This window comes from Segatella copri (assembly GCF_002224675.1).
Lineage (GTDB): Bacteria > Bacteroidota > Bacteroidia > Bacteroidales > Bacteroidaceae > Prevotella > Prevotella copri_U.
The window spans coordinates 143,149-168,319 of sequence record NZ_NMPZ01000001.1; the positions used below are offsets into that span (position 1 = coordinate 143,149).

Sequence of the window (25,171 nt, forward strand, 5' to 3'; positions counted from 1 at the left end):
ATGATAAATAGCGTTTATGGTAACATCAAACTTATTAATAAGTAGAACGGATAAACTGGTGGCATGGTGAATTACCATGCCTCCAGTTTATCTGCTATCTCAGGCATCTTTTTCTTGTTGAATACAGGATTCTTGCCTTCCTTCTTCTGCTGGCGGTAATCCTGTAACAGGAAGACTGCCTGGCGAGAAAGTAAAACGATGGCAGCAAGATTACAAAGGGTAAGAAGTGCCATGGTGATGTCTGCAAAGCTCCAGGCAAAATCCAGTGACACGATGGCTCCAATCATCACCATCGCTGCCACGGCAAGGCGATAGATAAATACGCCCAGTCTGGAATCCTTGATATATCTCACGTTGGTCTCACCATAATAATAATTGCCGATGATACTGCTAAAGGCAAAGAGCCATATCATAACTGCTACAAAAGGATTTCCGATGCTTCCGATTTCGTGGGTCAAGGCATCCTGAGTCAGTTGGATACCATTGGAAGCAGTGACATCTACCCCGCTCATAAGGATGATGAATGCTGTGCAGGAACATACTACCAAGGTATCCGTGAAGACACCCAGCGCCTGAATCAATCCCTGTTTTACCGGATGGCTCACCGTAGCCACCGCAGCAGCATTAGGAGCACTACCCTCGCCGGCCTCATTGCTGAACAAGCCTCGCTTGATGCCCTGAATCACTGTGACACCCAGTACTCCACCTGCAGCCTGATTGAATCCGAAGGCATTTTCAATAATGATTAATAATACCTTAGGCAAACTGGTGATATTCCAAATCACCACGCCAACGGCTATCAGGAGATAGACAACCGCCATGACAGGAACCACCGTAGAAGAGAACTTTGCTACTCTCTGAATACCACCAAAGATGATGAGCAATGTAAGCGCCGTGAGAATGATGCCCATGGTGGCAGGCTCGATACCAAAAGCCTTCTGCCATGCCAGACAGATGGTGTTGCTCTGAACGGAATTGTAGGCAAAACCAAAGGTAATGATCATGAAAACGGCAAAGAGGATACCCATCCAGCCCTTTCCCAATCCATATTTCATATAATAGGCAGGGCCACCATAGAAGGAAGTCTTACCTTTGCGCTTATAGAGTTGGGCAAGCGTTGATTCGATGAAGGCTGAAGCAGAACCCAGCAAAGCGAGCATCCACATCCAGAAGACAGCTCCCGGACCGCCGATGCTGATGGCTGTAGCTACTCCTGCAAGATTACCTGTACCAATTCTACTGGCCAATGCCACCACGAAAGCCTGGAAGGAAGAGATGTGCTTCATCTCACCATCCACCTTTACATCCATAGACAGTTCTTCCTGGCCAATTTCCTCTGGTTGAACCTTATCGGGATGCAGCAGGAGCCTGACCATCTCGCGGATGAGACGAAACTGCACGAAACGGGTACGCCAAGTGAAAAACACGGCACAGCATATCAAGATGGTGATGATGATATACGACCAAAGAAAATCGCTAACCTGAACTAAAATATTCTGTATTGAATCTATCATTTTATTTATTTAAATCACTCTAAGTTATCTATTTGAATCACTCTAAATGTTCTTTCCGACTGCAAAATTACTATTTTTTTTCGAAAAAAAGCATCGTTTAGGGAAATTCCTCTATCGGTTTAGGGAAAATCCTTACTATACCTCCATAAATCGCCTTATCTTTGCAGCAGAAATCAGAAAGATGACAGAATTGACGATGATTCTGGAATCTGATGGTTTCCTGGAAAATGGAAGTTTAACATATAAAATAAGATAAGATTATGAAGAAGTTTATCATAGCACTAGTAGCAATGTTCATGATGACATTCACTTCTGCATCAGCAATGAGTTATGAACAGGCTCGCCAGCAGGCTCTGTTTCTGACAGACAAAATGGCTTACGAGCTGAATCTGACAGATGATCAGTATGAGGCAGCCTATGAGGTGAACCTCGACTATCTGATGGGCGTGGATACTTACGACGATCTCTACGGCATCTATTGGCGTCAGCGTAATCTCGACTTGAGCTACATCCTTCTGGATTGGCAGTATCGCTCATTCTGTGCCGCAAGCTATTTCTACCGTCCTCTTTACTGGGATGGTGGTTACTTCCACTTCGGCATCTATGCACGCTACCCACGCAGAGATTACTTCTTCTTCGGAAGACCTCATTTCTATGCTGTATATCGTGGTGGACACAGCTGGAGAATGAATGGTGGCAGAAGCTGGTATCACGGACGTGAGTTCGGCGGTCCGCGCCCTATCGGTGTTCGAGGTCAGGAACCAAGATTCGGTATGCGCGATGGATTCAATCGTGGCGATTATGGTCGTGGCAAGACGTTCGGCAATCTCAATCGTCAGAGCAGTACAAGAACTACGGTTACACGTGATCATTCTTTCGGCAACAGTCGCCAAAATAATGCTACCTTTGGAAACGGTGTCCGTGGCGGAGGTTCTTTCGGAGGTTATAACCGAAGCGGATTCGGCAGTGGCTCTACCAACAACAGCCGTTCGTTTAATAATGGTTTCACTCCACGTTCCAGCACTCCAAGCAGGGGATCTTTCGGCGGAAACCGTGGCGGCAATTCGTTGAATAACAGCCGTTCATTCAACAGTGGAAGCCGTTCCTTTGGCGGAGGCAGCAATGGTGCCCGCAGTTCCTTTGGAGGTGGTTCTTCCCGTAGCAAGAGCCATAATGGCGGCGGTTCATTCGGTGGCAGAAGATAGTTAGACCAATTTATCAAACCAAATATATACCAAAAGAAGGGACATTCCAAGTGATTGGGATGCCCCTTTGATTTTTTAGTATGATGAATTGATGTACTATCAAAGATCATCAAAAAAGATAATCTACAGAACTATATAATTGAATGACAAATATATAGATGATAAAGAGAGGAGCAGACAGGCGAACTCCATCCGCCATAGCCTCTCCCATTGCCTCAATACTGTTCAGTCTTTGGCTGACTACGCCGAAAGACTGTGCCATGACAATGACCATAAAACAGATATAGGGCAAGATGCTTCTGGAAAAACTGCTGGAGGCATATCCTCCCATTACATTGAGCAGGATGGCATGAGGGATGAGCGTGAGCAACAGCATCACACCGATGAACAGGACGAATTCCAGGCAAACCAACCTCAAGGCATTGCGCTGTCGGTAAACCTTATGGTCGTATTTTAACAAGCCGCTAGCCCGTAGCGTTCCCCAGGCAATGCTGATCAGCAACAGCCATACCAGCCAAGGTGACTGCAGGTTGGCGGTGAAAGTGCCGAAGAACCATCGGATACCTTCCGGGCTGAGCAATGACCGGGGAAAGACATCGGGCATAGCGGCAGTGATGAGCCATGAAGCCAGCACCAGTACGATCTGTGCCAGTATCAGCAGGAACATGGCATAGCCACATATCCTGCTGAATGTATGACTATTCTTCATCAGCCTGCAAATTATCAATATCGATGATGCGTAACTCGCAGGCGCGTACCACGAGTCGGGTCGCATTCACGCTCATGCCGTTATTACCATCAGGGAAGAGCTTCTGTACGAGTTCATTCTGCCGCTTTTCCAGACTCTTCACTCCGAATGGCATACCTCGCAGGTTCGTGATCTGCTCCTTGGTATAACCCAGGGCGAGATGGCGGAGGAATCGCTCGTCGTACTCATCAATCTCGTAATTGATCATCGCCTCCTGATGCATCAGCTGGCTTCCTACGCTCTGCTTGAATCTATCTACTATCTTCTGGAGAATCGGCTGGTTGAAAACCAGCTTCTTTCCACTCATGCAGGAAGCCACGTCACCACGGGTCAGCAATTCTCCGCTCTTGAGGATGATGCCTTCACATCCTGCATCGAGCACATCTACCCATAACTTTTCGTTGAGAATCTCGCCGGTAAAGATCAGGACCTTCACATCAGGATACTGTTCCTTTGTACTACGGCAAATTTCTACTCCAACAGTGGTGGAGCCACCCAGGCCAAGATCAAGCAGAACAAGGTCTGGCTTTTGCTGTTTGATGAGTTTCCAATAAGCGATTTCACTATCCGCAGTGCCGATGATTTCAGCTTCGGGTATGTCGTTCTTGAAGATTCCTTCTGTGCCTTTCAATTCCAGAGGCACATCTTCTACTATAATAACCTTAAATTTATTCATGTCTTTGTCTTTATTATTTTTTCAGGTAAAACGATTTCTATCATGAGTTTGCCATCAGATGACGGCTTGGCAAGAATGCCACAGCCACGCAGGTTGGTTGCCTCCCCTATTTCTCTCACAATCTGGCGGGCCACCAGATACTTCATATCGCTGGTGAGCGGTGTGAAGAGATGTGGATGCCGGGTTGCGTCAAATGGAATATCGTGAAGGATATACTGGCAGGTAACATAGGCGGATGATGCGGCTGCTTCCTGATAAGTGAAGTTCTTCACTCCGCCAGTGATCAGTTTCCTGAGATATGCCAGCAAGTCAGCGTCGCATTTCACGGTTCCTTCCACCTGCTCCATTGCCTGTGCGCTGAGCATCGTGTATATTGCCTTGTAGTAATCCACCAACTCCTGCAGGGAAGTAACATCCTCCGGTGTACTGTCGATGAGCTGTCTGATTCGCGATGGGTAATACATCGTTTCGTGCTTGAGCGTAGAGAGACAGTTGTCGAGTACGGAATTGGCAATGTGCAACTTTCCGTTTTCATACTCGGCACGATGCAGCTCATCTTCAGCCATTTCTATATTCGTAGCCTCATTCTGCTGCATATCAATGCTTTGCTTCAGTGCCTGCGAGATACGTTCCACCACCTCGTTGAGCTGAGGGAAAAGCTGAACGTTACGTATGTTGTTGCTGCCGGATGGAGTCCAGATTCCGGTAATCTGTTTCAGCTTATCCGTGTTGGAATCACCACTGAGCAACACCTTGTTAATACCATTGATCTTTTCTACGGCATAGCGATAACGGAGGATGTGGCGATAGTATAGCAGATAATATGCCAGTGGCAATTGTAACAGCAGGATAATCAGCAAGACGATGGCTACAGCCTTCGAGTTTTCTGAAGTCTGCATGGTTCTTACGTAGTTATCGAGCGAATTATCCGCACTCCGTTCACGGAAGAGCTGTGTATATACCTTGTTGTTACTATCGTATAGTTCCCATTTGTGGAGTGCCAGCGCAGCCACGGCACTCTCATTGCGGATATCGAGTATGATCTCGTAGTTGGTTGGCAAACTGTCGTGCAGCCATTGGATTTCGGCAGCGGTTCCTTTCATGGGATGTGCCACCATCAGATATTTCCCATCTGGATTCAATGTCAGATAGTATCGGTTGAGATAGCTGCGAGACGAATCTGCCATAGCCAGGGTCCGCTCGTAGGTACCATTGATATTACTGAAATAGGCACTGTCGGCATAGGATGCTGCTTTTTGCAGCAATCGCGATGTCTGCTTATTGCCCCAGTGCCTGTCAGTTCTGTGCTTGTCAGTTCTGTGCATAGAGACATTTTCCCGAGTGCTTCCCAGTACAACAGATGGGATATTACAACCTATCAGCATCAAGGCAAGCATCAGTATCATTTGCATTTTCCGAATACCGCAAGGCAGTCGGAAAGTGAACTTACTACCCTTTCCCGGCTCACTCTCTGCCTGAATATTACAAGGAGAGAAGAGCGAACTGATTTTCTTGTACTTATCGATGATGCCCTTACAGTTGAGCAATCCGAATCCATGTCCGCCGGTATAGGTACGGTCGAAGATATGTTCCAGTGTTTCTTCATCCATACCTTTTCCCGTATCTTCTACAGATATTTCCACAAATGTCTGATGGCTCTTGGCGCTTACCACGACCTCACCTCCTGCAGGTGTAAACTTCCTGGCGTTGTCGGCGATGGTGTTAATCATAAATAGTGTCAGCGTACGGTCTGCCTTTACCGTGGCATCTGTAGGTTGTATGGTCAGTTTGACCCCACGCATTTGAAAACTCATTTTTCCTTTGGCTACAATATCGAAAAGTGGCTGGAGCGGGAAACTCTCTATGCGGAGATTGATGGCTCCCTGACGCATCTGTATCCAATCGGTGAGAATCGAATTATATTGATTGATTTTATCAGTCAACTCTGAGATATAGGTATATCGCTCCTGTTTCACTTCTTCTGGATCATCTCCCTTCATCAGCCTATCTACCTCATGAATCATACGGTCGATAAATGGGGTGATGCTATTGACCAGAGAAAGCTTGGCACGCTGTTCCAGGTTGCGGCGCCTATTGTCAGATATATGAAGCTGGACCATATTCTTGGCTTCTTCTAATTCTTCATGCTTTTCTGATAACGAATTGATATGCTGCATGTTCTGTTCTTCCCATTCATGTAAAGGTATCAGCAGGGATTCTACAGAACTTTCCTTGGTATTGCGGCGCTTCATTCTGTCGAATACATAGAGCAAGACCACAACCAGGACAATCATAAAGATTACCGCAGCAATCATCGTGTTCAGCTGGACGGCATTGTTGTCCAACTGAGTGGCACGCGCTTCCAACTGCCTGTCCTGCCGGCTCTGCTCCTGCAAGTCGAGGTAAATATTGCGGTTGTAATCGCTTTCCGGCTTATCATCGATGGCGGAATAAACCAGGCTGAGTCTTTCCCGGATAGAAGCCACCAGGTCGGGCGCCTGCTGGATGGCTCTGTTCTGGTTGAGTGCCCTATTCAGGCAATCGCCTGCCGATTTATAATCCTTGATCTGCCAGTAGCATTCTGCCAGTGTGCGGTATGCTCCTGCCGTCTGGTAAACGTCTCCATATTCAGAAAAGATATTGAGTGCGCGTTGCGCAAAGTTTCCTGCCAGAAGTTCCAAAGGCATCTGTTCAACATTGAGATACTGGAAAGCCGGCAGATTGTTTTTTACCAGGAAATCGCGCTGTTCCGGATCCTGAATATGTTCGCTGATAGATTGCAGTGCGTTTGCCTGCCAGTATGGATAAGGATTGCTGCCACTTGCCAAAAAGTAGAGGCGAATGAGCATATCAAATTCCGCCTGACAGATTTCCTGTGGGGTGCCATGAGTGATGGCGCCACCAGCTCCCATATTATAAAGATAGTTGAGATACTGTGCCGTATCCTGTTCCACTTCATCCGGGTCAAGATCTGCCAGCGCATTGAGCATCGGCTTGTCTAGCTGTACATAATAAAAATAGGTGGCAGCTACGATATCAAACTCACTCTTCGCATAAATGGCGCGATGACGCTCCCGAAGAGGAAGGTTATCTATTTCCTCACCGATTCTTCGCAGTTTACGGATGGCTTTTTCTCTAAAGCTGTAGAAATCCTTGTTGCGGGCCTCACGCTGACAGAGTCGCATATTCTGAACGTCGGCAATAAGGAGTTCTATCTGGTTGTCACTGCGTTCGTTTACCTTGTCAAGCCATCGCTTGGCAGTATGGTAATCCATCTTGGCAATAGCCACAAAAGCCAGGTTGTTGCAAGCCTCCGCGTATCCGGCAGGATAGTCTTCGGAAAGAGCCAAAGCCTTCTCTGCCAATACTTTAGTGGAATCAAGGTTACGATAGTGAAGCGCATAAGAAAGATAATTCAGCTCATCTACTTCGCCCTTATGCGATGGCGAACAAGCTGAAAAAACAAACATCGCCACCATCATACAGATGATGGCGATGTCATAAATATGATGAAATCTTTTATGCATCCTGATTATGCACGTGCCTTAGCAATGTAGCCCAAAGCTTCCTGGCACTTGGCTGTGATGGCAGCCCAATCTGCTGCAGCAACAGTCTCCTTAGGGAAGAGCTTAGAACCCATACCTACACAGAAAACACCCGCCTTGATCCAAGGAGTAAGGTTCTCCTCTGTTGGCTCTACTGCACCTGTTACCATGATGTTGCTCCAACGCAATGGTGCCATTACATTCTTAACGAATGAAGGACCACCTACATTACCTGCAGGGAATACCTTGGTTACATCGCAACCTGCTGCCTGAGCATTGTTGATCTCTGTTACAGAACCACAACCTGGTGAATAAGGCACCAAGCGACGGTTACATACAGGAGCAATGTCAGGGTTGAAGTTAGGACCAACGATGAAGTTTGCACCCAACTGGAGATACAAGGAAGCAGTACCAGCGTCAACCACTGTACCAGCACCCAAGATCATCTCAGGGCACTCCTTATCAGCCCACTTTACCAACTCTCCGAAAATCTCGTGAGCGAAATCGCCACGGTTGGTGAATTCAAATACGCGAACACCACCCTCGTAGCATGCCTTGATCACGTTCTTGCAGATTTCGATATCTTTATTGAAGAATACAGGAACCATACCAGTCTCTTTCATAGCTGCCATGACCTGCATTTTGCTAAACTTTGCCATCTTCTTGTTTTAATGTTAAATGTTATCGCTGTACACGACCATTAGCATTACCGCCAGCAAGGCTCTCAACCTCGTCAACAGAAACCAAGTTGAAGTCGCCAGGGATAGTGTGCTTCAAGGCAGAAGCAGCAACAGCGAACTCAAGAGCCTCGCCCTGAGTCTCCTTAGTCAGGAGACCATGGATCAAACCACCCGAGAAAGAGTCACCACCACCCACGCGGTCGATGATAGGGTTGATGTCGTAGTGCTTGCTCTGATAGAACTCCTTACCATCATAGATAAGAGCCTTCCAGCCATTATGAGAAGCAGAAAAAGACTCACGGAGCGTAGAAACGACATACTTGAAGCCGAACTCTTCCATCATACTCTTGAAGATGCCATAGTAACCCTCAGCATCAGTCTTGCCGCCTTCTACGTCTGCATCTGGCTTGAAGCCCAGGCAAAGCTGAGCATCTTCCTCGTTACCGATGCAAACATCTACATACTGCATCAATGGGCGCATCACAGAGATAGCCTTCTCTGATGTCCAGAGCTTCTTGCGGAAGTTGAGGTCAACAGATACTGTTACGCCATGACGCTTAGCTGCCTCACAAGCCAACTTGGTCAATTCTGCAGCCTTGTCGCTGATAGCAGGAGTAATTCCGCTCCAGTGGAACCACTGAGCACCCTCCATGATCTTGTCAAAGTCGAAATCAGAAGGATCAGCCTCTGCGATAGCGCTGTGAGCACGGTCGTAGATAACCTTAGATGGGCGCATAGAAGCACCTGTCTCTGCATAGTAGAGACCTACTCTATCACCACCGCGGGCGATAAACTCAGTATTGACGCCATAACGACGAAGACCATTTACTGCAATCTGGCCAATCTCGTGCTTTGGCAACTTTGATACGAAATATGCATCGTGACCATAGTTAGCAAGGCTAACAGCAACGTTAGCCTCACCACCACCAGGGATGATGCGAAGTGACTCACTCTGGATGAAACGATCGTTGCCTTCTGGTGACAAACGAAGCATAATCTCGCCTAATGTTACAATCTTTGCCATTGTTTGATAGTTTTAATTTCTTTGTTTTTATTGTTTGTTTACTAATAGACAATTTTGTAGTAGTTGTCCTTAACCGTTGGCAAAAATAGCTATAATTTCTCGAATACCAAAATTTAATCGCAGTTTTTTTCATTTATCGCCCTATTTTTTCGTATTTTTCTCACTTTTTTCCTTTTTTTCTCCTTTTTTTTCGTTTTTTGTGCAAAAAAAGAGCTGTGCATTCGCACAATTCAAAAAAATGTTGTATATTTGCGCCCGAATGCTGATGGTGTGACCGCACACAAACCAGCAGTTCAACAAAACATAGTAAAAAAGCACAGTTTGTGCGCACAGTTATTATATAATAATGTACGTGCGATGTGCTCTAACCATAAACTTAAAAACAATGGCCGAAAGAATCAGAATCAAGGATATCGCCGAAAGAGCAGGCGTATCTGTAGGAACAGTGGACCGTGTGCTCCACGACCGCCCGAACGTGTCGAAGCCGGCTCGTGAGAAGGTGGAACAAGCGCTCAAGGAAATGAATTATCAACCTAATATGTATGCCAGTGCATTGGCATACAACAAGGCTTATACTTTTTGCCTTCTGATACCGAAGCATGAGTCGGAAGCCTATTGGGAAGAGATAGAAGAAGGTGCAAGAAAGTGCGAAGACCAGCGCCGGGATTTCCATATTGATTTAGAGATTCGATTCTACGAGCGTTCCAATGAGGATTCTTTCAAGGCTGTTTCACAAGAGATTCTTGATGCCAATCCGGAAGGTGTTATCGTAGTACCATCATCTTTGGAAGAGACACGTGGTTTTACAGACCAATTGCATCAAAAGGGTATTCCATTTATCCTACTCGATTCTTATATGCCAGACTTGCGCCCTCTCTCCTTCTATGGACAGGATTCGTTCTGCTCTGGCTTCTTTGCAGCCAAGATGCTGATGATGCTTGCGGGCAATGAGAAAGAGGTGATGCTGATGAGACAGACCAAGGATGGTCATGTGGTCAGCAAGCAGCAGGATAACCGTGAGGTGGGATTCCGTCATTATATGCACGATCATTTCCCACAGATTGTCATCAATGTGCTTGATCTTCCGCTCAATGGAACCCGCAACGAATACCAGAAGATGCTGGGTCAGTACTTTGATGAACATCCTGCTACACATCATTGTATTACACTGACATCGAAGGCGCATATCGTGGGAGATTATCTGCTTAAGTCCAATCGCCGTGATGTACAGATCATGGGTTATGATATGGTGGGCAAGAATGCGAAATGTCTGCGCGAAGGCAGCATCTCGTTCCTCATCGCACAGCATGCCTATATGCAGGGCTACTATTGCGTGGATACCCTCTTCCGTGCCATCGTTCTCAAGAAGAAGGTGAATCCGGTAAATTACATGCCTATTGAGCTGCTGATGAAGGAGAATATCGATTTCTACCGCAGAACGCAGATCTAAGCTCGCAACGAGTACAACGGCTATCGTGAGATTTCCATTTTCAAGAATGGAGTAACATTGCAATAACTTAAAAAGAAACATGAGTAATAAGAAAGGATTGTTGGCGTTGTCGCCATTGTTTTTGTTGATTGTCCTCATCGTAGCATTCACCGTCTATTCGGTAGATGCCAGTCATAAGGATACCAATTTGTCGCTCACCGTGGCATTTATGATCTCCAGTATCTATGCCATTGCGATTTCTGGTGGTATGCCCATCAAGAGTCGTGTAGATACCTATAGCAAGGGTGCCGGCGCCAACAATCTGATGCTCATGCTGTGGATATATGTATTGGCAGGTTCCTTCGCAGCTTCGGCTAAGGCGATGGGAGCTGTCGATGCAACGGTCAATCTTGCACTCAGCATTCTTCCCGCCAGCATGATACTGCCGGGACTGTTTCTGGCAGCCTGCTTTATCTCCGTATCCATCGGAACAAGTGTAGGTACCGTTGTGGCACTTGTTCCGATAGCTGCGGGACTCGCCCACTCCATGGACGTAAATATAGGTATGATGACAGCTATCATCGTTGGTGGAGCTTACTTTGGAGACAATCTCTCCTTTATCTCTGATACCACGGTAGTAGCTACCCAGACTCAGAATTGCAAGATGAGCGATAAGTTCCGTGTCAATTCTCTTATCGTAGTACCTGCCGCCGTTATTGTACTGGCTATCTATGCCGTGATGGGTATCGGTCTGCAGGCACCTACTGATATTCCGGAGGTTGAATATGTCAAGGTGCTCCCTTATCTGGTAGTACTTGTCACGGCTGTGGCGGGTATGAATGTGATGGCGGTTCTTACGATGGGAACATTGCTCTGTGGGGTGATTGGTGTGAGCTGTCAGCTTCTGGGTGCTACCGGAGGTTACGATCTCTTCGGTTGGTTTTCGGCCATGGGTAACGGAATCATCGGTATGGGCGAACTGGTCATCATCGCAATGATGGCGGGTGGCATGCTCGAAATCATCCGTGAGAATGGCGGTATCAATTATATCATCGACAAGATTACGGCACACGTCAGTAACAAGCGAGGAGCCGAACTGTCTATTGCTGCACTGGTTTCCATGGTCAATGTATGTACTGCCAACAATACGGTTGCCATCCTCACGGTAGGCAACATAGCCAAGAAAATCGGTGATAAGTTTGGAGTTGACAACCGCAAGGCAGCCAGTATCCTCGATACTTTCTCCTGTACGGTTCAGGGCTTGATACCCTACGGAGTACAGATGCTTCTGGCAGCAGGTCTTGCCAAACTGAGTCCGATGGATATCCTTCCATACCTCTATTATCCTCTGGCTATCGGTATAGCTGCGCTGTTTTCGATACTATTTCGTTACCCGAAGCGATACAGCTAGAATGGAAGTAGCTTATTGCCAATTGTTTAACTTTTAAATGAATACACGATGGATTTTTTACAGAGAAACCTTTTTGTCAAGCTGCGTTCCGATCACTTTCATACGAAGGAGGAGATGGAACCGATGACTACCTTCAAACAGAAGAAGATAGCCCAGATGATGAAGAACCTCAGCGATGTGCCTGCGGGTGAAGTACGCATGAACAATGGTTTCCTGAACCGACGTTTAGCCAGCATACAGGAAAATGAGCGTCATGCCATCGACACCTCTATTGAGACCATTTATTTACTTCGCATCATCGTATCCAATATCAATGGAATATTAGCCAATGGCATTAATCTTGGCGGTATCATCGAGATGGGAAACTACCTGCGCACCAAGGGCGACAAGGTAGATTTCGTAAAACTGGAAAAATGGCTGCGCAAGCTCCGCATCCAGCGTATGGCGCAGTTGCAGGGCAGTGTACTTATCCTTTTCTTCGAATTTGAACAGGATGAGATACCTTTCGTGCGCCGTGTAGAACGTGGTGCCTACAAGCTGACCCTCCGTTCGCTTTATTATAACAGTCTCGATCAGCAGGAAATTTTATTCGAGCAGACTCAGGCTGGATTCGTTCGCACCACCGGCGGCACGATGCGCAAAAACCTGCGCCGCAGTATGCGGTATCTGGAATATGCGCCCATAGAAACTATCAGCAATTTCTGCAATAACTTCTACCGCTCGCTCTCAGAAATCGAAGAATAATATAAAATATATAAAAAATAAGCATACTCTGTGACGAATTTCAAGCGATTTTCGTACCTTTGCATCTATGAAACGATTTTGTATAACAATAATATCATCTATTATAACACTATGCGCAAGTGCGCAGGTGCAATGCGAGGATACCTGCAGTCATGTGCATGGCATAGACCTCAGCCACTATCAGGGCAATGTATTCTGGGAAACGGTGGGCGATAACTCCAAGATGGCGTATGTCTATCTGAAGGCTACCGAAGGTGGAACCAATGTAGATAGCAAATATAAGCAGAATATTGATCTGGCTCATAGATATGGACTCAAGGTGGGTTCATACCACTTTTATCGTGCCCGTATTCCTCAGGAAACTCAGTTGAAGAATTTCAAGGCACAGTGCCGCCCTGGCGACCAGGATCTCTTGCCGATGATCGACGTAGAGACCAAGAGTGGATTGGAAACAGAAGAATTTTGCGACTCACTCTTCAAGTTCCTGCGTCTCGTGGAAAAGGCATACAGGCAGAAGCCGCTCATCTATACGGGTGCCAACTTCTATGACCATTATCTCTTGGGAAAGCTCGACAGCTACAAGCTGATGATAGCACAATATACCAAGCGAGAACCAGTGCTCAAGGATGGAAGAGACTTTGAAATGTGGCAATATACCGGTAAAGGAAAACTGAACGGTATCAATGGCTACGTGGATAAGAGCAGATTCATGGGCAGGCATCGATTGAGAGAGATTAGATTCAGACACAGATAAGGCATTGTAACTTTGAACTTGGAGCTTTGAACTTGATGATTAGTTTCAAGGTAAAGAGTGAATAAGGTCTGAAAGCATAGAAACGATTTTAGTAAAATATAAACTTTAAATAAAACTATGGCAATTATTAAATGTCCAGAATGTGGCCGCCAGATCAGTGATAAGGCTCCAACCTGTCCTAGTTGTGGCGTTGAGATAGCTGGAAAAATCACCAAATGCCCTCATTGCGGTGAGGTTTATTTCAGCAGTCAGGAGATGTGTCCAAACTGCCATGAGATAGCAGTGGGGGTAACTCGTCCTCTTGCGGAAGCAACATCACCGGTGTCGTCTGCAGCATCGTCTGCAACACCGCAGGCTCCTGCGGCTCCAACAACTCCTTCAGCCCCTCCTACCCCTCCTGTCCCACCAGTACCTCCTGTACGTCGTCCTGGTGTTGCTGCGAATGGAAATGATGGCGGAGAGGGCAATACTCCTCAGGAACCACAGAAGAAAAAGAACACCCGCTCTATCTTCATCATCTCATTCATCTTTGCTGCCTTGGCGTGTGGCATTATGTATTACTTCTACGACAGTGCCAATCGCAACAAGGAGATGGAAGCTTATGAGTATGCGATGCAAAGCAGCGATCCGATGGTACTGCAGAGTTATCTCGATACCTACAAGGATGCAGATGAAGCACATCGCGATTCCATCATGGCTCATCTAGACCTGTTGAAGCAGAACGACCAGGATTGGACCAATGCGGTAGTGAGCGGATCGAAAGAAGCTCTGGAGGATTATCTCCAGAAGTATCCTAACAGTTTGCACAAACAGGAAGCTTTGCTTAAAATAGATTCCCTCGACTGGAATGTAGCTAAGGCTGCAGATACAGCTGATGCCTATCAGGCATACCTGAATGCTCATACAGATGGTGCTCATATCGAAGAGGCTGAAAATGCCTTGAAGAAGGTGAAGAGCCGTGACCTCCAGCCAGAAGAAAAGCAGATGGTGAGCGGATTGTTCCGTCAGTTCTTCCAGAGCATCAATTCCCGTAATGCGGATGGATTGACAGCTACCTGCGAGGATATTCTCTCTTCCCTGCTTGGTAAGAACTCGGCTACCAAGGCTGATGTCGTTACCTTTATGGATAAGCTCTATAAAGACAATGTTGCCAATATGAACTGGCACATCAACAACGACTACCAGATCAAGAAGCGCGAGGTTGGCGATGAGGAATATGAGTATCAGGTACAGTTCTCTGCCCGTCAGGACGTAGATATGACAGATGGCTCGAAGAAGGAACAGCTCTTTAAGATTTCTGCAGTTGTTTCACCTGATGGCAAAGTTTCTGCCTTCAATATGAACAAGGTTTCTGAGCCACAGCAATAGAATTGTTCTGATTAAAAGATTCGTAGTTCTAAAACAATATAAAAGAATCATAAGATTCAAAAACAATATAAAAAGAAAGCTCCGATGGATTTGTTGAGTCCATCGGAGCTTTCTTTTTTCCTTTTACTTTGCTTCCTTCATCTGTCGGAGCAATTCCTTCTGTTTTTCATTCAGACCAGTAGGCAACTTCACGTTATAGGTAATCATCAGATCGCCGAAGGTTCCATCACCTCTGTCATAACCCTTGCCGCGAACACGTACCTTGGTACCATTCTGGGTTTCCGGTTTGATTTTCAGTTTAATCTTTGAACCATTGCTCAATGTGATGATACCCTCACCACCGAGCAGTGCGGTGTACATGTCGATATTCACATTCATGTTCATCTCGCCGGTATTCGTTCTGCCGCTACGGCCACCGCAGCCGCCGTTACATCCGCCTGTACCATATTCAGCACCGGCACCGAAACCAGCACCTGCTCCGCCGAATCCGCCAAAGCCACCGAAACCGGCACCTTGTGAACCACGGGCACGACCTCCGCCGAAGAGATTTTCGAAGAAGCTGGAGAAACCGCCTCCTCCACCACCGAAGCTGCTGAAGTCGAAGCCTTCGAATGGATTTCCACCAGCGGCACCTCCGCCGGCAGCACCATCATAGCCTCCACCACCGAAGCCTCCTACATTCTTCCACTGTTCACCGTACTGGTCGTACTTAGCACGCTTGTCCGGATCGGAAATCACCTCATACGCCTCGTTCAGCGCCTGGAACTTAGCCTTTGCCTTTGGGTCGTTAGGATGCAAATCCGGATGAAACTGTTTAGCACGCTTGCGATATGCAGCGCGCACATCCTTCTGCGGGATGTTCTTATCTACACCGAGAATCTTGTAATAATCTACAAATGCCATAGTATAATACCTCCTATTTTTATGATTTTTATAAGAATCCAACAAAAAGTATGCCGTAATTGCCAACTTTTTTGTAATTTTGCAGTTGAAACAAATAAATTCGAGAAAAAGTATGAAAAAGTTATTCGCAGCGCTCTTGTTGGCGCTCACTTTTAATTCGCAGGCAATGGCTCAGCCGCGCACCGTCAAACTCAGAGTGATTCAGACGAGTGATGTCCATGGTTCTTTCTTCCCATACGATTTCATCAATCGCAAACCGAAGGCAGGAACCCTGGCACGTGTATCCTCTTATGTAAACGATCTGCGCAAGACCTATAAGGACAATGTCATCCTCCTGGAGAATGGCGATATCCTTCAGGGACAACCTACCTGCTACTTCTATAATTATATCAACACCCAGGCTCGTAATGTAGCAGCTGATGTAGTCAACTATATGAAGTATGATGCCCAGGCTTTCGGTAATCACGATGTAGAGACAGGTCATGCGGTTTATGATAAGTGGATCAAGGAGTTAAACTGCCCGGTGCTGGGTGCCAACATCATTGATACCAAGACCGGTGAGCCTTATGTGAAGCCTTATATCATCCTGAACCGTGAGGGTGTGAAGATAGCCGTTCTCGGTATGTTGACTCCAGCTATTCCTAACTGGCTGACAGAGAATCTCTGGAGCGGAATGAAGTTTGAGAATATGGTGACCTGTGCCCGTAAATGGATGAAGATTATCCAGGAGAAGGAGAAGCCGGACGTTGTCATCGGAGTCTTCCACAGCGGTAAGGATGGCGGTATTGTCACTCCCGAATATGAGGAGGATGCCTCCCTGCGGGTAGCAAAGGAGGTGCCAGGCTTCGACATGGTACTCTTCGGACATGACCATACCCGCTGCAATGAGACGATCCTGAATGTGGAAGGTAAGCCTGTGGTGTGTCTCGACCCTGCCAATAATGCACTGAATGTGGCAGATGCCGAGGTGACCATTACCCTGAACAAGAAGAAGGTGAATGGCAAAAAACAGTATGTTGTGACAGACAAGAAGATAGTTGGCAGTCTGCCAGATGTGACAAAATGTCCTATTGATGAGGATTTCATGAAGGCATTCGAGCCTCAGATTGCAGAAATCAACAAGTTTGTCAGCAAGCAGATCGGAACTTTCAAGAATACCATTCACAGCCGCGAGTCTTTCTTCGGCAGCTGCGCCTTCAATGACTTCATCCTCAACCTGCAGCTACAGATCACGAATGCTGATATCGCCTTCAATGCGCCCCTCCAGTTTAATTCCACCATTAATGCGGGACCTATCTATGTTGGTGACATGTTCAATCTCTATAAATATGAGAACCAGCTCTATGTGATGCGCCTTACAGGTGAGGAGATCCGCAAGCATCTGGAGATGAGCTATGATCTCTGGGTGAATACGATGAAGAGTCCTGAAGACCATCTGCTCCTGCTCGATACCCAGACCAAGGGCGATCAGCAGCGTCTGGGCTTCAAGAACCTCTCCTTCAATTTTGACAGTGCTGCCGGCATCGATTATGAGGTAGATGTTACCAAGCCAGACGGCGAGAAGGTGAAGATTCTGCGTATGAGCAATGGTCAGCCTTTCGATGAGAAGAAGTGGTATAAGGTGGCAGTGAACAGTTATCGCGGCAATGGCGGCGGAGAGCTCCTCACCCGTGGTGCCGGTATTCCAAAGGATAGTCTGGATAGCAGAATCATCTATCGCAGTGAGCGCGACCAGCGTTACTATCTGATGGAGGCCATCGAAAAGATGGGAACCGTGGATGCCAAGCCAAACAACAACTGGAAGTTTGTGCCGGAAGCATGGGCCAAGCCTGCAGCCCAGCGTGACTATGAGTTGCTTTTCGGAAAGAAAAAATAATAGATTATGAAGTATTGGTTTATATTTTGCAAGACAGATATCTTGCTCGAGAAGAGAGAAGATGGAACCTATACGATTCCATGTAGTGAGGAAAGTCCGGTAGCAACCAAGCCTTGGACCCATATCCTCAACATCACACCGATGAATGACGGTACGGAAGTGAAGACTTTCACCATTCCAGAGCCCGTAACCGACAATCCGAAATATGAGATGTGCGGTTTGCGTCCTAGCTTTTACAAGCTCTCCCCAGAGTTGTATCAGAAAGCGGGAAAATGTCAGGAACTGAACTATTGGGATATGAACACCCAGTTTTGCGGTGTATGCGGTTCACCTATGAAGATGTCAACGGATATCAGTAAGAAGTGTACCGAGTGTGGCAAGTCTGTCTGGCCCTCTCTCGCTACAGCCATCATCGTTCTTATCAAGAAGGGCGATCAGGTGCTGCTGGTTCATGCCCGCAACTTCAAGGGTAACTTCGATTCCCTGGTAGCCGGTTTTGTGGAAACAGGTGAGAGTCTGGAGGAAGCTGTTCATCGTGAGGTGATGGAAGAAACCGGTCTGACCATCAAGAACCTCAAGTATTTCGGTTCCCAGCCATGGCCGTACCCAAGTGGCTTGATGGTAGGATATACAGCCGAATATGTAGATGGTGAGATTCATCTTCAGAAGGAAGAGCTTTCCCGCGGCAAATGGTTCAGCAAGGACAATCTCCCTGTTCTGCCGGAGAAATTGTCGATTGCCCGCAAACTCATTGATGCTTGGCTAGAGAATAGAATATAAACTTTCGCAAGCAGACTATACTCGCCCTAGACTAATGATAAGTATAGGGTAGAATCTTGAAATTAAGAAATACAGAAGAGATGAAAGAAAAACTTTGGAATGCGAATTACATCAAGGTGATGACCACCAACTTTCTGCTCTACTTTTCCTTCTATCTCCTTACCCCACTCCTCCCACTCTATCTGAGTGAAACTTTCGGGGCTACGAAGGATGTGATAGGCATTGTTCTGAGCGGATATACGGTGGCGGCACTCATCATCCGTCCGTTTAGCGGATATGTGGTGGATGGATTTTCCCGCAAGAAAGTGCTGATGGTCTGTCTGACGGCTTTTGCCATCTTCTTTGCAGGATACATAGCAGCCAGTACCATCCTGATGTTTGCCATCTGCCGAACCCTGCATGGTGGACCTTTCGGAGCGGTAACTGTTGCCAACAGTACCTGTGCCATCGATGTCTTGCCATCGAGCAGACGCAATGAGGGTATCGGTCTTTATGGATTGAGCAATAACTTCGCCATGGCGATAGCCCCTTCCATCGGTATCTATCTGCACAATCTGGTGGGTAGTTATATGGTACTTTTCTGGATAGCCTTTGTGGTAGCCATTGCTTCTGTAGTGATAGCTGGAACGGTGAAACTCCCAGAGAAGGAAATCATCAGAAACAAGGAGAAGCTCTCGCTCGACCGCTTCTTCCTGACCCGCGCCTGGCTGTTGGCCATCAACATCTGTATGTTTGGTTTCTGCTGGGGTGTATTGAGCAACTATCTCGCCATTTACAGTAAGGAGGAATTAGGCATTACCGGAGGAACGGGTACCTATTTTGCAATCCTCTCTATGGGATTGTTCATGAGCAGATTGCAAGGCAGAAAGGCTTTGAGTCAGGGTAAGCTGACCCAGAATGCTGCCGAAGGAATGCTGATATCGCTCGTTGGTTTTACGATATTCGTAGCCATCAAGCATCCGATTGCCTACTATCTTTCAGCTGCATTGATAGGATTGGGAAATGGTCACCTGTACCCAGCCTTCTTGAATATGTTTATCAATGTAGCCCGCCACGATCAGCGTGGTACAGCCAACAGCAGTATTCTGACCGGTTGGGATCTGGGATTCGGAATCGGTTGCCTTCTGGGTGGTGTTGTAGCCGAGCATTTCGGTTATAGTGGTGCCTTCTGGATGGTAGCGGTCGAAAATGCCGCCGCAGTGGTATTATTCTTTGCTGCCTCCCGGACATTCTTTGAAAAAAGAAGACGAAACGATTAGCAAAGGAATAAAAAAGTATAAGTTTTTTCCAGGTAAAAGTTTAGCTTCCATTAAGGGCTAAACTTTTACCCTTAAGGCTAGAAATATTTTCCCTTAAGGGAAATTATATTTTTCCTTAAGGATAAATCTTTTTTTCCTTAAGGGTAGTTTACTGCTGGTTTTAAACCGGTATAGAAGTCCAATTAAAGAAAAAGAGCATTCGTAAGGATTGTGGAAACAAACCCTTTCGAATGCTCTTTGCATTTTTCTTACATGCAGTTCTCTCTTAGAATGGGAGATCATCTGCGCTGCCACCTGCTGCAGGAGCTGCTGGCTGAGCTGGAGGGAATGGAGCTGTTGCACCCTGAGCAGGAGCTGGAGCTGCCTGAGGAGCCGCACTTACTGGAGGGAATGGAGAACCAACAGGCTGCATGCCACCCTGCATAGCAGCAACAGCATTAGGATCTACACGCTGAATATTCCAAGCGCGGACACTGTTGAACCAACGACCATTATATTCGTGTGCATCCAAATCAAAAGAAACCAAAAGTTCCTCACCACTCTGGATGTTGAACTGAGCAATACGGTCTGCACCGAAAACATCGAAGCAAAGCTTCTTTGGATACTGCTCATGAGTTTCAATGACATAAGACTGAGCCTTCCACTCACCTCTTGCTGAAACGCCGCTTTTTTCTGGTAAAACGGCAATTACCTTTCCTTGTAATTCCATATTATTATTTTAAAAATTGTTTCAATCCTTCGCCTGCCAAGCCCCATTTTCATCGAGAATCAAAAGATGTATGAAGAGGCTCAAAAACGAGTGAATCTATCTGTTATTTTTCTTTCTGACTGCGAAATTACTAAAAATAGTTTTAAAACAAAAACATTTCTTCGATTATTTTTGTCTATCCCCAATATTTTTTGTATTTTTGTGCTCATAATTGCGCAAATGCTCCAATTTACCCATCAAGTAAGGAGCATCAGCAATGAAAATGAGATAAGTAATATAGAAAATTAATAATATAAAATAACGACTCATGAGATTTACAGTTTCAAGTTCAGCATTGAACAGCAAGCTCAATATGCTTGCTAAGGTGATTGGCAGCAAGAATTCTCTGCCTATCCTTGACAATTTCCTGTTTCAAGTTGCCAACGGCGAGATGACCATCACCGCAAGCGACAGTGACAACATCATCAAGAGTACCATCGCTCTCACTGACTGCGATGGCGAAGGCGAGTTCTGCGTTGCCAACCGCGTCATCCTGGATGCATTGAAGGAGTTGCCTGAGCAGCCTCTCAGCTTCGATGTAGATACAGATAGTTATGCCATTAAGATTGTATATCAGAATGGTCTCTATAATTTCACAGGCTTGAATGCTGAAGACTATCCTCCAACACAGGATATGGGTGATGCCTGCACTACCCTCGTCTTGCCAGCACAGGTGCTGATCGACAATATCAACCGTTCTCTCTTTGCAACAGCCAGCGATGAGCTGCGCCCAGTAATGAATGGTATCTATTTCGACCTTACTCCCGAATCGCTTGCCATCGTTGCAAGTGATGGCCATAAGTTGGTAAGAAGCAAGAACTTCACTGTCAAGAGTGAGACTCCTTCTTCATTCAACCTGCCAAAGAAGCCAGCATCATTGCTGAAGAACATTCTGAGCAAGGATGATGAGGCAACCATCAAGTTTGATGCACGCAGAGCTGAGATTCAGTTTAGCGATGGCGTATTGAAATGCCGCCTCATTGATGGTCGCTATCCTAATTACAACTCAGTGATTCCAGCCAACAACCCATGTGAGATAACCGTAGATCGCAAGGGCTTGCAGAGTGCATTGCGCCGTGTTTTGCCATTTGCCAGCGAGAGCAGCCAGCTGATCCGTTTCCATATCGAAAGCGGCCGTTTCGAGGTTTCTTCAGAAGACATCGACTTCTCTACTTCTGCCAAGGAAGTTTTGGCTTGCGAATATAGCGGTTCCAGCATCAGCATCGGTTTCAAGGGTAGCAGCTTGATGGAAATCCTGGGTAATCTGAACAGCGATCAGGTTGTCTTCCACTTGGCAGATCCTAGCCGTGCTGGTATTATTGTACCAGCTGAGCAGCCAGAAGACGAGGACATCCTCATGCTCATCATGCCAATGCTCCTTAACGAATAAGGAGCTTGGTTCATCTAAACACCCCTTCCCTATCAGTAATATATAGTAATAAATACTAGAAGTAATGAAATTAAATCTTACTAAGCCTCTGATCGTGTTCGACCTAGAGACTACCGGTCTTGACATGGTAAAAGACAGAATCATCCAGATCTCCTATATCAAGGTGTATCCAGATGGAACAGAGGTTCGTAAAAACCAGTTTGTCAATCCAGAGAAGCCAATCCCTGAAGAGGTGGTTGCTCTTACAGGTATCAGCAATGATGATGTGAAGGATGCACCAACTTTCAAGCAGTTGGCGGCTACCTTCAACCAGGAGTTCTCCGGTTGTGATTTTGCTGGCTATAACTCCAATCATTTCGATGTACCTATGCTTGCAGAGGAATTCCTGCGTGCAGGCATCGATTTCGATTTCTCTAAGTGTCGCCTCATTGATGCCCAGAACATCTTTATGAAGATGGAGCGTCGCAACCTGGCTGCTGCCTACAAGTTCTATTGCGGCAGAAAGATGGAGGAAGACTTCGAGGCACACCGTGCCGACCAGGATACCGAGGCTACCTATTGCGTGCTGAAAGGCGAGCTGGACCGTTATGCCCCTGGTGTTCAGGAGGAAGCCGACCGTGTGCTCAATAATGACATGGACGAGCTTGCTGAGTTCTCCAAGCGCAACGACAATGTAGATTTTGCCGGCCGCATAGTCTGGCAGGAGTTGAAGGATGCCGACGGCAATGTGATACTCGACGAAAAGGGCAATCCTCGCAAGCACGAGGTATTCAACTTCGGCAAGTACAAAGGATGGGATGTGGCAGAGATTCTGACCAAGGATCCTGGTTACTTCACCTGGGTATTGGGAAGCGATTTCACCAACAATACCAAGCAGGTACTCACCCGTATCCGTCTGCGCGAGTTCAACAAGAGAATGGGAAAATAATATGTTAAAAGGAAAGAAAATCGTATTGGGCATTACGGGTTCCATTGCAGCCTACAAGTCATGTCTTATCATCCGTGGTCTCATCAAGAAGGGAGCTGAGGTACAGGTGGTCATTACGCCTGCCGGTAAGGAGTTCATTACCCCTATCACTCTCTCGGCGCTGACCCACAAGCCTGTGGTAAGCGAGTTCTTCTCACAGCGTGATGGTACCTGGAATTCGCACGTGGATCTCGGTCTCTGGGCGGATGCGATGGTCATTGCACCATGTACGGCATCTACCATGGGCAAGATGGCGCATGGCATTGCAGACAACATGCTCATCACCACCTATCTCTCCATGAAGGCACCAGTCTTCATTGCTCCTGCCATGGACCTTGATATGTACAAGCATCCTTCTACCCAGGCTAACATGAAGACCCTTCTCGGCTATGGTAACCATATCATTGAGCCGGAAGTGGGATTCCTAGCTTCTGGATTAGAGGGAAAGGGACGCATGGAGGAACCGGATGTCATCGTGAATTACCTGGACAGATACTTCAATATGATGGAGAGTGCCGATGAGGTTGCTGATGCAGAATCAGAGAACCAGAAGAATACGGAGAAAGACCTCTGCGGTAAGAAAGTGATGATTACAGCTGGACCGACCTACGAGAAGATAGACCCAGTGCGCTTCATCGGCAATTATTCTTCAGGAAAGATGGGATTCGCACTTGCCGAAGAATGTCTTCGCCGTGGTGCGGATGTTACTTTGGTGGCAGGTCCTGTTTCATTAGACTGTAGTCCTGCTATCCACCGCATCAATGTGGAGAGCTGTGAGGAGATGTATCAGGCAGCCACAGCAGCCTTTGCTTCATCTGATGCTGCCATTCTCTGTGCAGCCGTAGCAGACTTCCGTCCTGCCAATGTAGCTGATAAGAAAATCAAGCGCGAAAAGGATGACCTGGAGTTGACACTGGTGCCTACCCATGACATCGCAGCAGCTTTGGGACAGATGAAACAAAAGAATCAGCGAATCGTAGCTTTCGCCCTGGAAACCAACGATGAAGAGAGTAATGCACAGAAGAAGAGAGTGAAGAAAAACGCCGACTTCATCGTGCTCAACTCTACCCGTAATCCGGGCACTACTTTCGGCACTGACGACAATCAGATTACCATCATCTCTGAAAAGGGAAAGAAAGAATATGAAAAGAAACCGAAGACTGAGGTGGCTCGCGACATCATTGACGAGCTGGCTCTCCTGTTTTAGTCCGGTATCTTTAGCTGGTGGCCTCCTGTGCTGCAGTCCTTCTACGATTTCAGCACAGGAGCTGCAAGCTAAGATTACCATCAACCATGCCCAGATTTCGGGCACGGAGAAAGGCGTATTCGACAATCTGCAACAGACCTTGCAGCAATTCGTCAACAATCGCCAATGGACTCATCTTCAGTTTCAGAAGAACGAACGCATCATCTGCAACTTCAATATCACCGTCACCAAGTATGACAGAGACCAGAATCTCTTTACCTGCAAGGCGCTGATACAGGCCAATCGCCCCGTCTTCAATTCGGCATACACCTCCACCTTATATAATAATGTGGACGATAACTTCACGTTTCGTTTTGCAGAATACGACCAGTTGGAGTTCAATGAGCAGCAGATAGACAATCAGCTTACAGCTCTCTTTGCCTATTATGCATATCTTATCATCGGCATCGATCTGGATAGTTTTGCACCCAAAGGTGGTGAAGACATCCTGCAGCGCTGCATGAATCTGACAAACAATGCCCAGAATCTGGATTATCCCGGATGGAAGGCTTTCTCTGATGACCGTAACCGATATGCCATCATCTCAGACTATCTGGATGGAGCGTTGGAACCCTTCAGACAGTTGCAGTATGACTACTATCGGAAAGGACTCGACGAGATGGCGAATAATGCGGAAAGAGGTCGTACCGAGATAACCGCAGCCCTGGAAACAGGACTGAAGAAGGCGAAGGAAAACCGCCCGCTCAGTTTGTTGCCACAGATATGGACTGATTTTAAGAAGGATGAACTTGCCAACATCTATCGCGGCAAAGGAACCCAAAAGGAAAAGGAGAGCATCTATGAACTCCTCTTCTCCATCAATCCTTCACAGAATAAATATTGGGATCTGGTCAAGGAATAATCTTTCAGGAATCATCTGTCTGGATAGATTTTTCAGGTTGGA

Annotated in this window: 21 protein-coding genes; 13 read left to right on the plus strand and 8 right to left on the minus strand. The window is 46.7% G+C overall.

What is annotated here, in order from left to right:
• Positions 1–71: 71 nt before the first annotated feature.
• Complete coding sequence (locus CFT61_RS00635) at positions 72–1,514, minus strand: alanine/glycine:cation symporter family protein (protein ID WP_089542566.1); 1,443 nt, start codon at positions 1,512–1,514, stop codon at positions 72–74.
• Between the two features lie 260 nt (positions 1,515–1,774).
• On the opposite strand from CFT61_RS00635, the gene CFT61_RS00645 reads away from it, so the two are divergent.
• Complete coding sequence (locus CFT61_RS00645; protein WP_089542568.1) at positions 1,775–2,719, plus strand: hypothetical protein; 945 nt, start codon at positions 1,775–1,777, stop codon at positions 2,717–2,719.
• Positions 2,720–2,828: 109 nt separating this feature from the next.
• Here the strand turns inward: CFT61_RS00645 and CFT61_RS00650 are convergent, their stop codons facing one another.
• The 5 genes from CFT61_RS00650 to CFT61_RS00670 are packed head-to-tail and all read right to left on the minus strand — an operon-like array spanning position 2,829 to position 9,392.
• Positions 2,829–3,428, minus strand: coding sequence for an AbgT family transporter (locus tag CFT61_RS00650; protein WP_254918805.1), 600 nt, complete (start codon positions 3,426–3,428; stop codon positions 2,829–2,831).
• A complete protein-coding gene (locus CFT61_RS00655; protein WP_089542569.1) occupies positions 3,418–4,143 on the minus strand; it encodes a DUF5932 domain-containing protein in 726 nt (241 codons plus the stop codon). The genes CFT61_RS00650 and CFT61_RS00655 overlap by 11 nt, the downstream gene beginning before the upstream one ends.
• Positions 4,140–7,670 carry a sensor histidine kinase gene (locus CFT61_RS00660; protein WP_254918806.1) on the minus strand — a complete coding sequence of 1,177 codons (3,531 nt, stop codon included), beginning with the start codon at positions 7,668–7,670 and terminating at the stop codon, positions 4,140–4,142. Before CFT61_RS00660 ends, CFT61_RS00655 begins: the two co-directional genes overlap by 4 nt.
• 5 nt (positions 7,671–7,675) lie before the next feature.
• Positions 7,676–8,347: a bifunctional 4-hydroxy-2-oxoglutarate aldolase/2-dehydro-3-deoxy-phosphogluconate aldolase gene (locus tag CFT61_RS00665; protein WP_089542570.1), complete on the minus strand. Its 672-nt coding sequence runs from the start codon at positions 8,345–8,347 to the stop codon at positions 7,676–7,678.
• 22 nt (positions 8,348–8,369) lie between these two features.
• Positions 8,370–9,392: a sugar kinase gene (locus CFT61_RS00670; RefSeq protein WP_089542571.1), complete on the minus strand. Its 1,023-nt coding sequence runs from the start codon at positions 9,390–9,392 to the stop codon at positions 8,370–8,372.
• Between the two features lie 385 nt (positions 9,393–9,777).
• On the opposite strand from CFT61_RS00670, the gene CFT61_RS00675 reads away from it, so the two are divergent.
• The 5 genes from CFT61_RS00675 to CFT61_RS00695 all read left to right on the plus strand — a co-directional run bounded on the left by CFT61_RS00675 (position 9,778) and on the right by CFT61_RS00695 (position 15,098).
• Positions 9,778–10,842: a LacI family DNA-binding transcriptional regulator gene (locus CFT61_RS00675; RefSeq protein WP_089542572.1), complete on the plus strand. Its 1,065-nt coding sequence runs from the start codon at positions 9,778–9,780 to the stop codon at positions 10,840–10,842.
• A gap of 79 nt (positions 10,843–10,921) precedes the next feature.
• On the plus strand, positions 10,922–12,232 hold the full coding sequence (locus CFT61_RS00680; RefSeq protein WP_089542573.1) for a Na+/H+ antiporter NhaC family protein: 1,311 nt from the start codon (positions 10,922–10,924) through the stop codon (positions 12,230–12,232).
• Positions 12,233–12,280: 48 nt separating this feature from the next.
• A complete protein-coding gene (locus CFT61_RS00685) occupies positions 12,281–12,976 on the plus strand; it encodes a hypothetical protein (RefSeq protein ID WP_089542574.1) in 696 nt (231 codons plus the stop codon).
• 67 nt (positions 12,977–13,043) lie between these two features.
• A complete protein-coding gene (locus tag CFT61_RS00690) occupies positions 13,044–13,730 on the plus strand; it encodes a glycoside hydrolase family 25 protein (RefSeq protein WP_089542575.1) in 687 nt (228 codons plus the stop codon).
• Positions 13,731–13,847: 117 nt separating this feature from the next.
• Positions 13,848–15,098 carry a zinc ribbon domain-containing protein gene (locus CFT61_RS00695; RefSeq protein ID WP_089542576.1) on the plus strand — a complete coding sequence of 417 codons (1,251 nt, stop codon included), beginning with the start codon at positions 13,848–13,850 and terminating at the stop codon, positions 15,096–15,098.
• A 123-nt stretch (positions 15,099–15,221) separates the two neighbouring features.
• On the opposite strand, the gene CFT61_RS00700 is transcribed toward CFT61_RS00695, so the two are convergent.
• Entirely contained in the window at positions 15,222–16,001 is a 780-nt protein-coding gene (locus CFT61_RS00700) for a DnaJ domain-containing protein (protein ID WP_089542577.1), read from the minus strand.
• A gap of 112 nt (positions 16,002–16,113) precedes the next feature.
• Here CFT61_RS00700 and CFT61_RS00705 point away from each other — a divergent pair, with 112 nt between their 5' ends.
• From CFT61_RS00705 to CFT61_RS00715, 3 genes are all read left to right on the plus strand, one after another.
• Positions 16,114–17,877 (plus strand): bifunctional metallophosphatase/5'-nucleotidase, encoded by a 1,764-nt coding sequence (locus tag CFT61_RS00705; protein ID WP_089542578.1) that lies wholly within the window; start codon positions 16,114–16,116, stop codon positions 17,875–17,877.
• A 3-nt stretch (positions 17,878–17,880) separates the two neighbouring features.
• Complete coding sequence (gene nudC, locus CFT61_RS00710) at positions 17,881–18,657, plus strand: NAD(+) diphosphatase (RefSeq protein ID WP_089542579.1); 777 nt, start codon at positions 17,881–17,883, stop codon at positions 18,655–18,657.
• A gap of 80 nt (positions 18,658–18,737) precedes the next feature.
• Positions 18,738–19,916 carry an MFS transporter gene (locus tag CFT61_RS00715; protein WP_089542580.1) on the plus strand — a complete coding sequence of 393 codons (1,179 nt, stop codon included), beginning with the start codon at positions 18,738–18,740 and terminating at the stop codon, positions 19,914–19,916.
• Positions 19,917–20,181: 265 nt separating this feature from the next.
• Here CFT61_RS00715 and CFT61_RS00720 read toward each other — a convergent pair whose 3' ends face one another.
• Entirely contained in the window at positions 20,182–20,625 is a 444-nt protein-coding gene (locus CFT61_RS00720) for a DUF3127 domain-containing protein (protein WP_089542581.1), read from the minus strand.
• A gap of 307 nt (positions 20,626–20,932) precedes the next feature.
• On the opposite strand from CFT61_RS00720, the gene dnaN reads away from it, so the two are divergent.
• From dnaN to CFT61_RS00745, 4 genes are all read left to right on the plus strand, one after another.
• A complete protein-coding gene (dnaN, locus tag CFT61_RS00730; protein ID WP_089542583.1) occupies positions 20,933–22,054 on the plus strand; it encodes a DNA polymerase III subunit beta in 1,122 nt (373 codons plus the stop codon).
• Positions 22,055–22,118: 64 nt separating this feature from the next.
• A complete protein-coding gene (locus CFT61_RS00735) occupies positions 22,119–22,982 on the plus strand; it encodes a 3'-5' exonuclease (RefSeq protein WP_089542584.1) in 864 nt (287 codons plus the stop codon).
• A 1-nt stretch (position 22,983) separates the two neighbouring features.
• The gene (coaBC, locus tag CFT61_RS00740; RefSeq protein WP_089542585.1) at positions 22,984–24,228 is read left to right on the plus strand and encodes a bifunctional phosphopantothenoylcysteine decarboxylase/phosphopantothenate--cysteine ligase CoaBC; all 1,245 of its coding nucleotides are present in this window, start codon (positions 22,984–22,986) and stop codon (positions 24,226–24,228) included.
• Positions 24,164–25,129, plus strand: coding sequence for a DUF4835 family protein (locus CFT61_RS00745; RefSeq protein ID WP_089542586.1), 966 nt, complete (start codon positions 24,164–24,166; stop codon positions 25,127–25,129). The genes coaBC and CFT61_RS00745 overlap by 65 nt, the downstream gene beginning before the upstream one ends.
• Positions 25,130–25,171: the final 42 nt, after the last annotated feature.

Coding starts and splice junctions, on each gene's coding strand:
- CFT61_RS00745 (WP_089542586.1), top strand. CDS start 24,164: ATGAAAAGAAACCGAAGACTGAGGTGGCTCGCGACATCATTGACGAGC.
- CFT61_RS00735 (WP_089542584.1), top strand. CDS start 22,119: ATGAAATTAAATCTTACTAAGCCTCTGATCGTGTTCGACCTAGAGACT.
- CFT61_RS00660 (WP_254918806.1), bottom strand. CDS start 7,670: ATGCATAAAAGATTTCATCATATTTATGACATCGCCATCATCTGTATG.
- CFT61_RS00680 (WP_089542573.1), top strand. CDS start 10,922: ATGAGTAATAAGAAAGGATTGTTGGCGTTGTCGCCATTGTTTTTGTTG.
- CFT61_RS00670 (WP_089542571.1), bottom strand. CDS start 9,392: ATGGCAAAGATTGTAACATTAGGCGAGATTATGCTTCGTTTGTCACCA.
- CFT61_RS00705 (WP_089542578.1), top strand. CDS start 16,114: ATGAAAAAGTTATTCGCAGCGCTCTTGTTGGCGCTCACTTTTAATTCG.
- CFT61_RS00715 (WP_089542580.1), top strand. CDS start 18,738: ATGAAAGAAAAACTTTGGAATGCGAATTACATCAAGGTGATGACCACC.
- dnaN (WP_089542583.1), top strand. CDS start 20,933: ATGAGATTTACAGTTTCAAGTTCAGCATTGAACAGCAAGCTCAATATG.
- CFT61_RS00665 (WP_089542570.1), bottom strand. CDS start 8,347: ATGGCAAAGTTTAGCAAAATGCAGGTCATGGCAGCTATGAAAGAGACT.
- CFT61_RS00700 (WP_089542577.1), bottom strand. CDS start 16,001: ATGGCATTTGTAGATTATTACAAGATTCTCGGTGTAGATAAGAACATC.
- CFT61_RS00650 (WP_254918805.1), bottom strand. CDS start 3,428: ATGAAGAATAGTCATACATTCAGCAGGATATGTGGCTATGCCATGTTC.
- CFT61_RS00655 (WP_089542569.1), bottom strand. CDS start 4,143: ATGAATAAATTTAAGGTTATTATAGTAGAAGATGTGCCTCTGGAATTG.
- coaBC (WP_089542585.1), top strand. CDS start 22,984: ATGTTAAAAGGAAAGAAAATCGTATTGGGCATTACGGGTTCCATTGCA.
- CFT61_RS00675 (WP_089542572.1), top strand. CDS start 9,778: ATGGCCGAAAGAATCAGAATCAAGGATATCGCCGAAAGAGCAGGCGTA.
- CFT61_RS00720 (WP_089542581.1), bottom strand. CDS start 20,625: ATGGAATTACAAGGAAAGGTAATTGCCGTTTTACCAGAAAAAAGCGGC.
- CFT61_RS00685 (WP_089542574.1), top strand. CDS start 12,281: ATGGATTTTTTACAGAGAAACCTTTTTGTCAAGCTGCGTTCCGATCAC.
- CFT61_RS00690 (WP_089542575.1), top strand. CDS start 13,044: ATGAAACGATTTTGTATAACAATAATATCATCTATTATAACACTATGC.
- CFT61_RS00645 (WP_089542568.1), top strand. CDS start 1,775: ATGAAGAAGTTTATCATAGCACTAGTAGCAATGTTCATGATGACATTC.
- CFT61_RS00695 (WP_089542576.1), top strand. CDS start 13,848: ATGGCAATTATTAAATGTCCAGAATGTGGCCGCCAGATCAGTGATAAG.
- CFT61_RS00635 (WP_089542566.1), bottom strand. CDS start 1,514: ATGATAGATTCAATACAGAATATTTTAGTTCAGGTTAGCGATTTTCTT.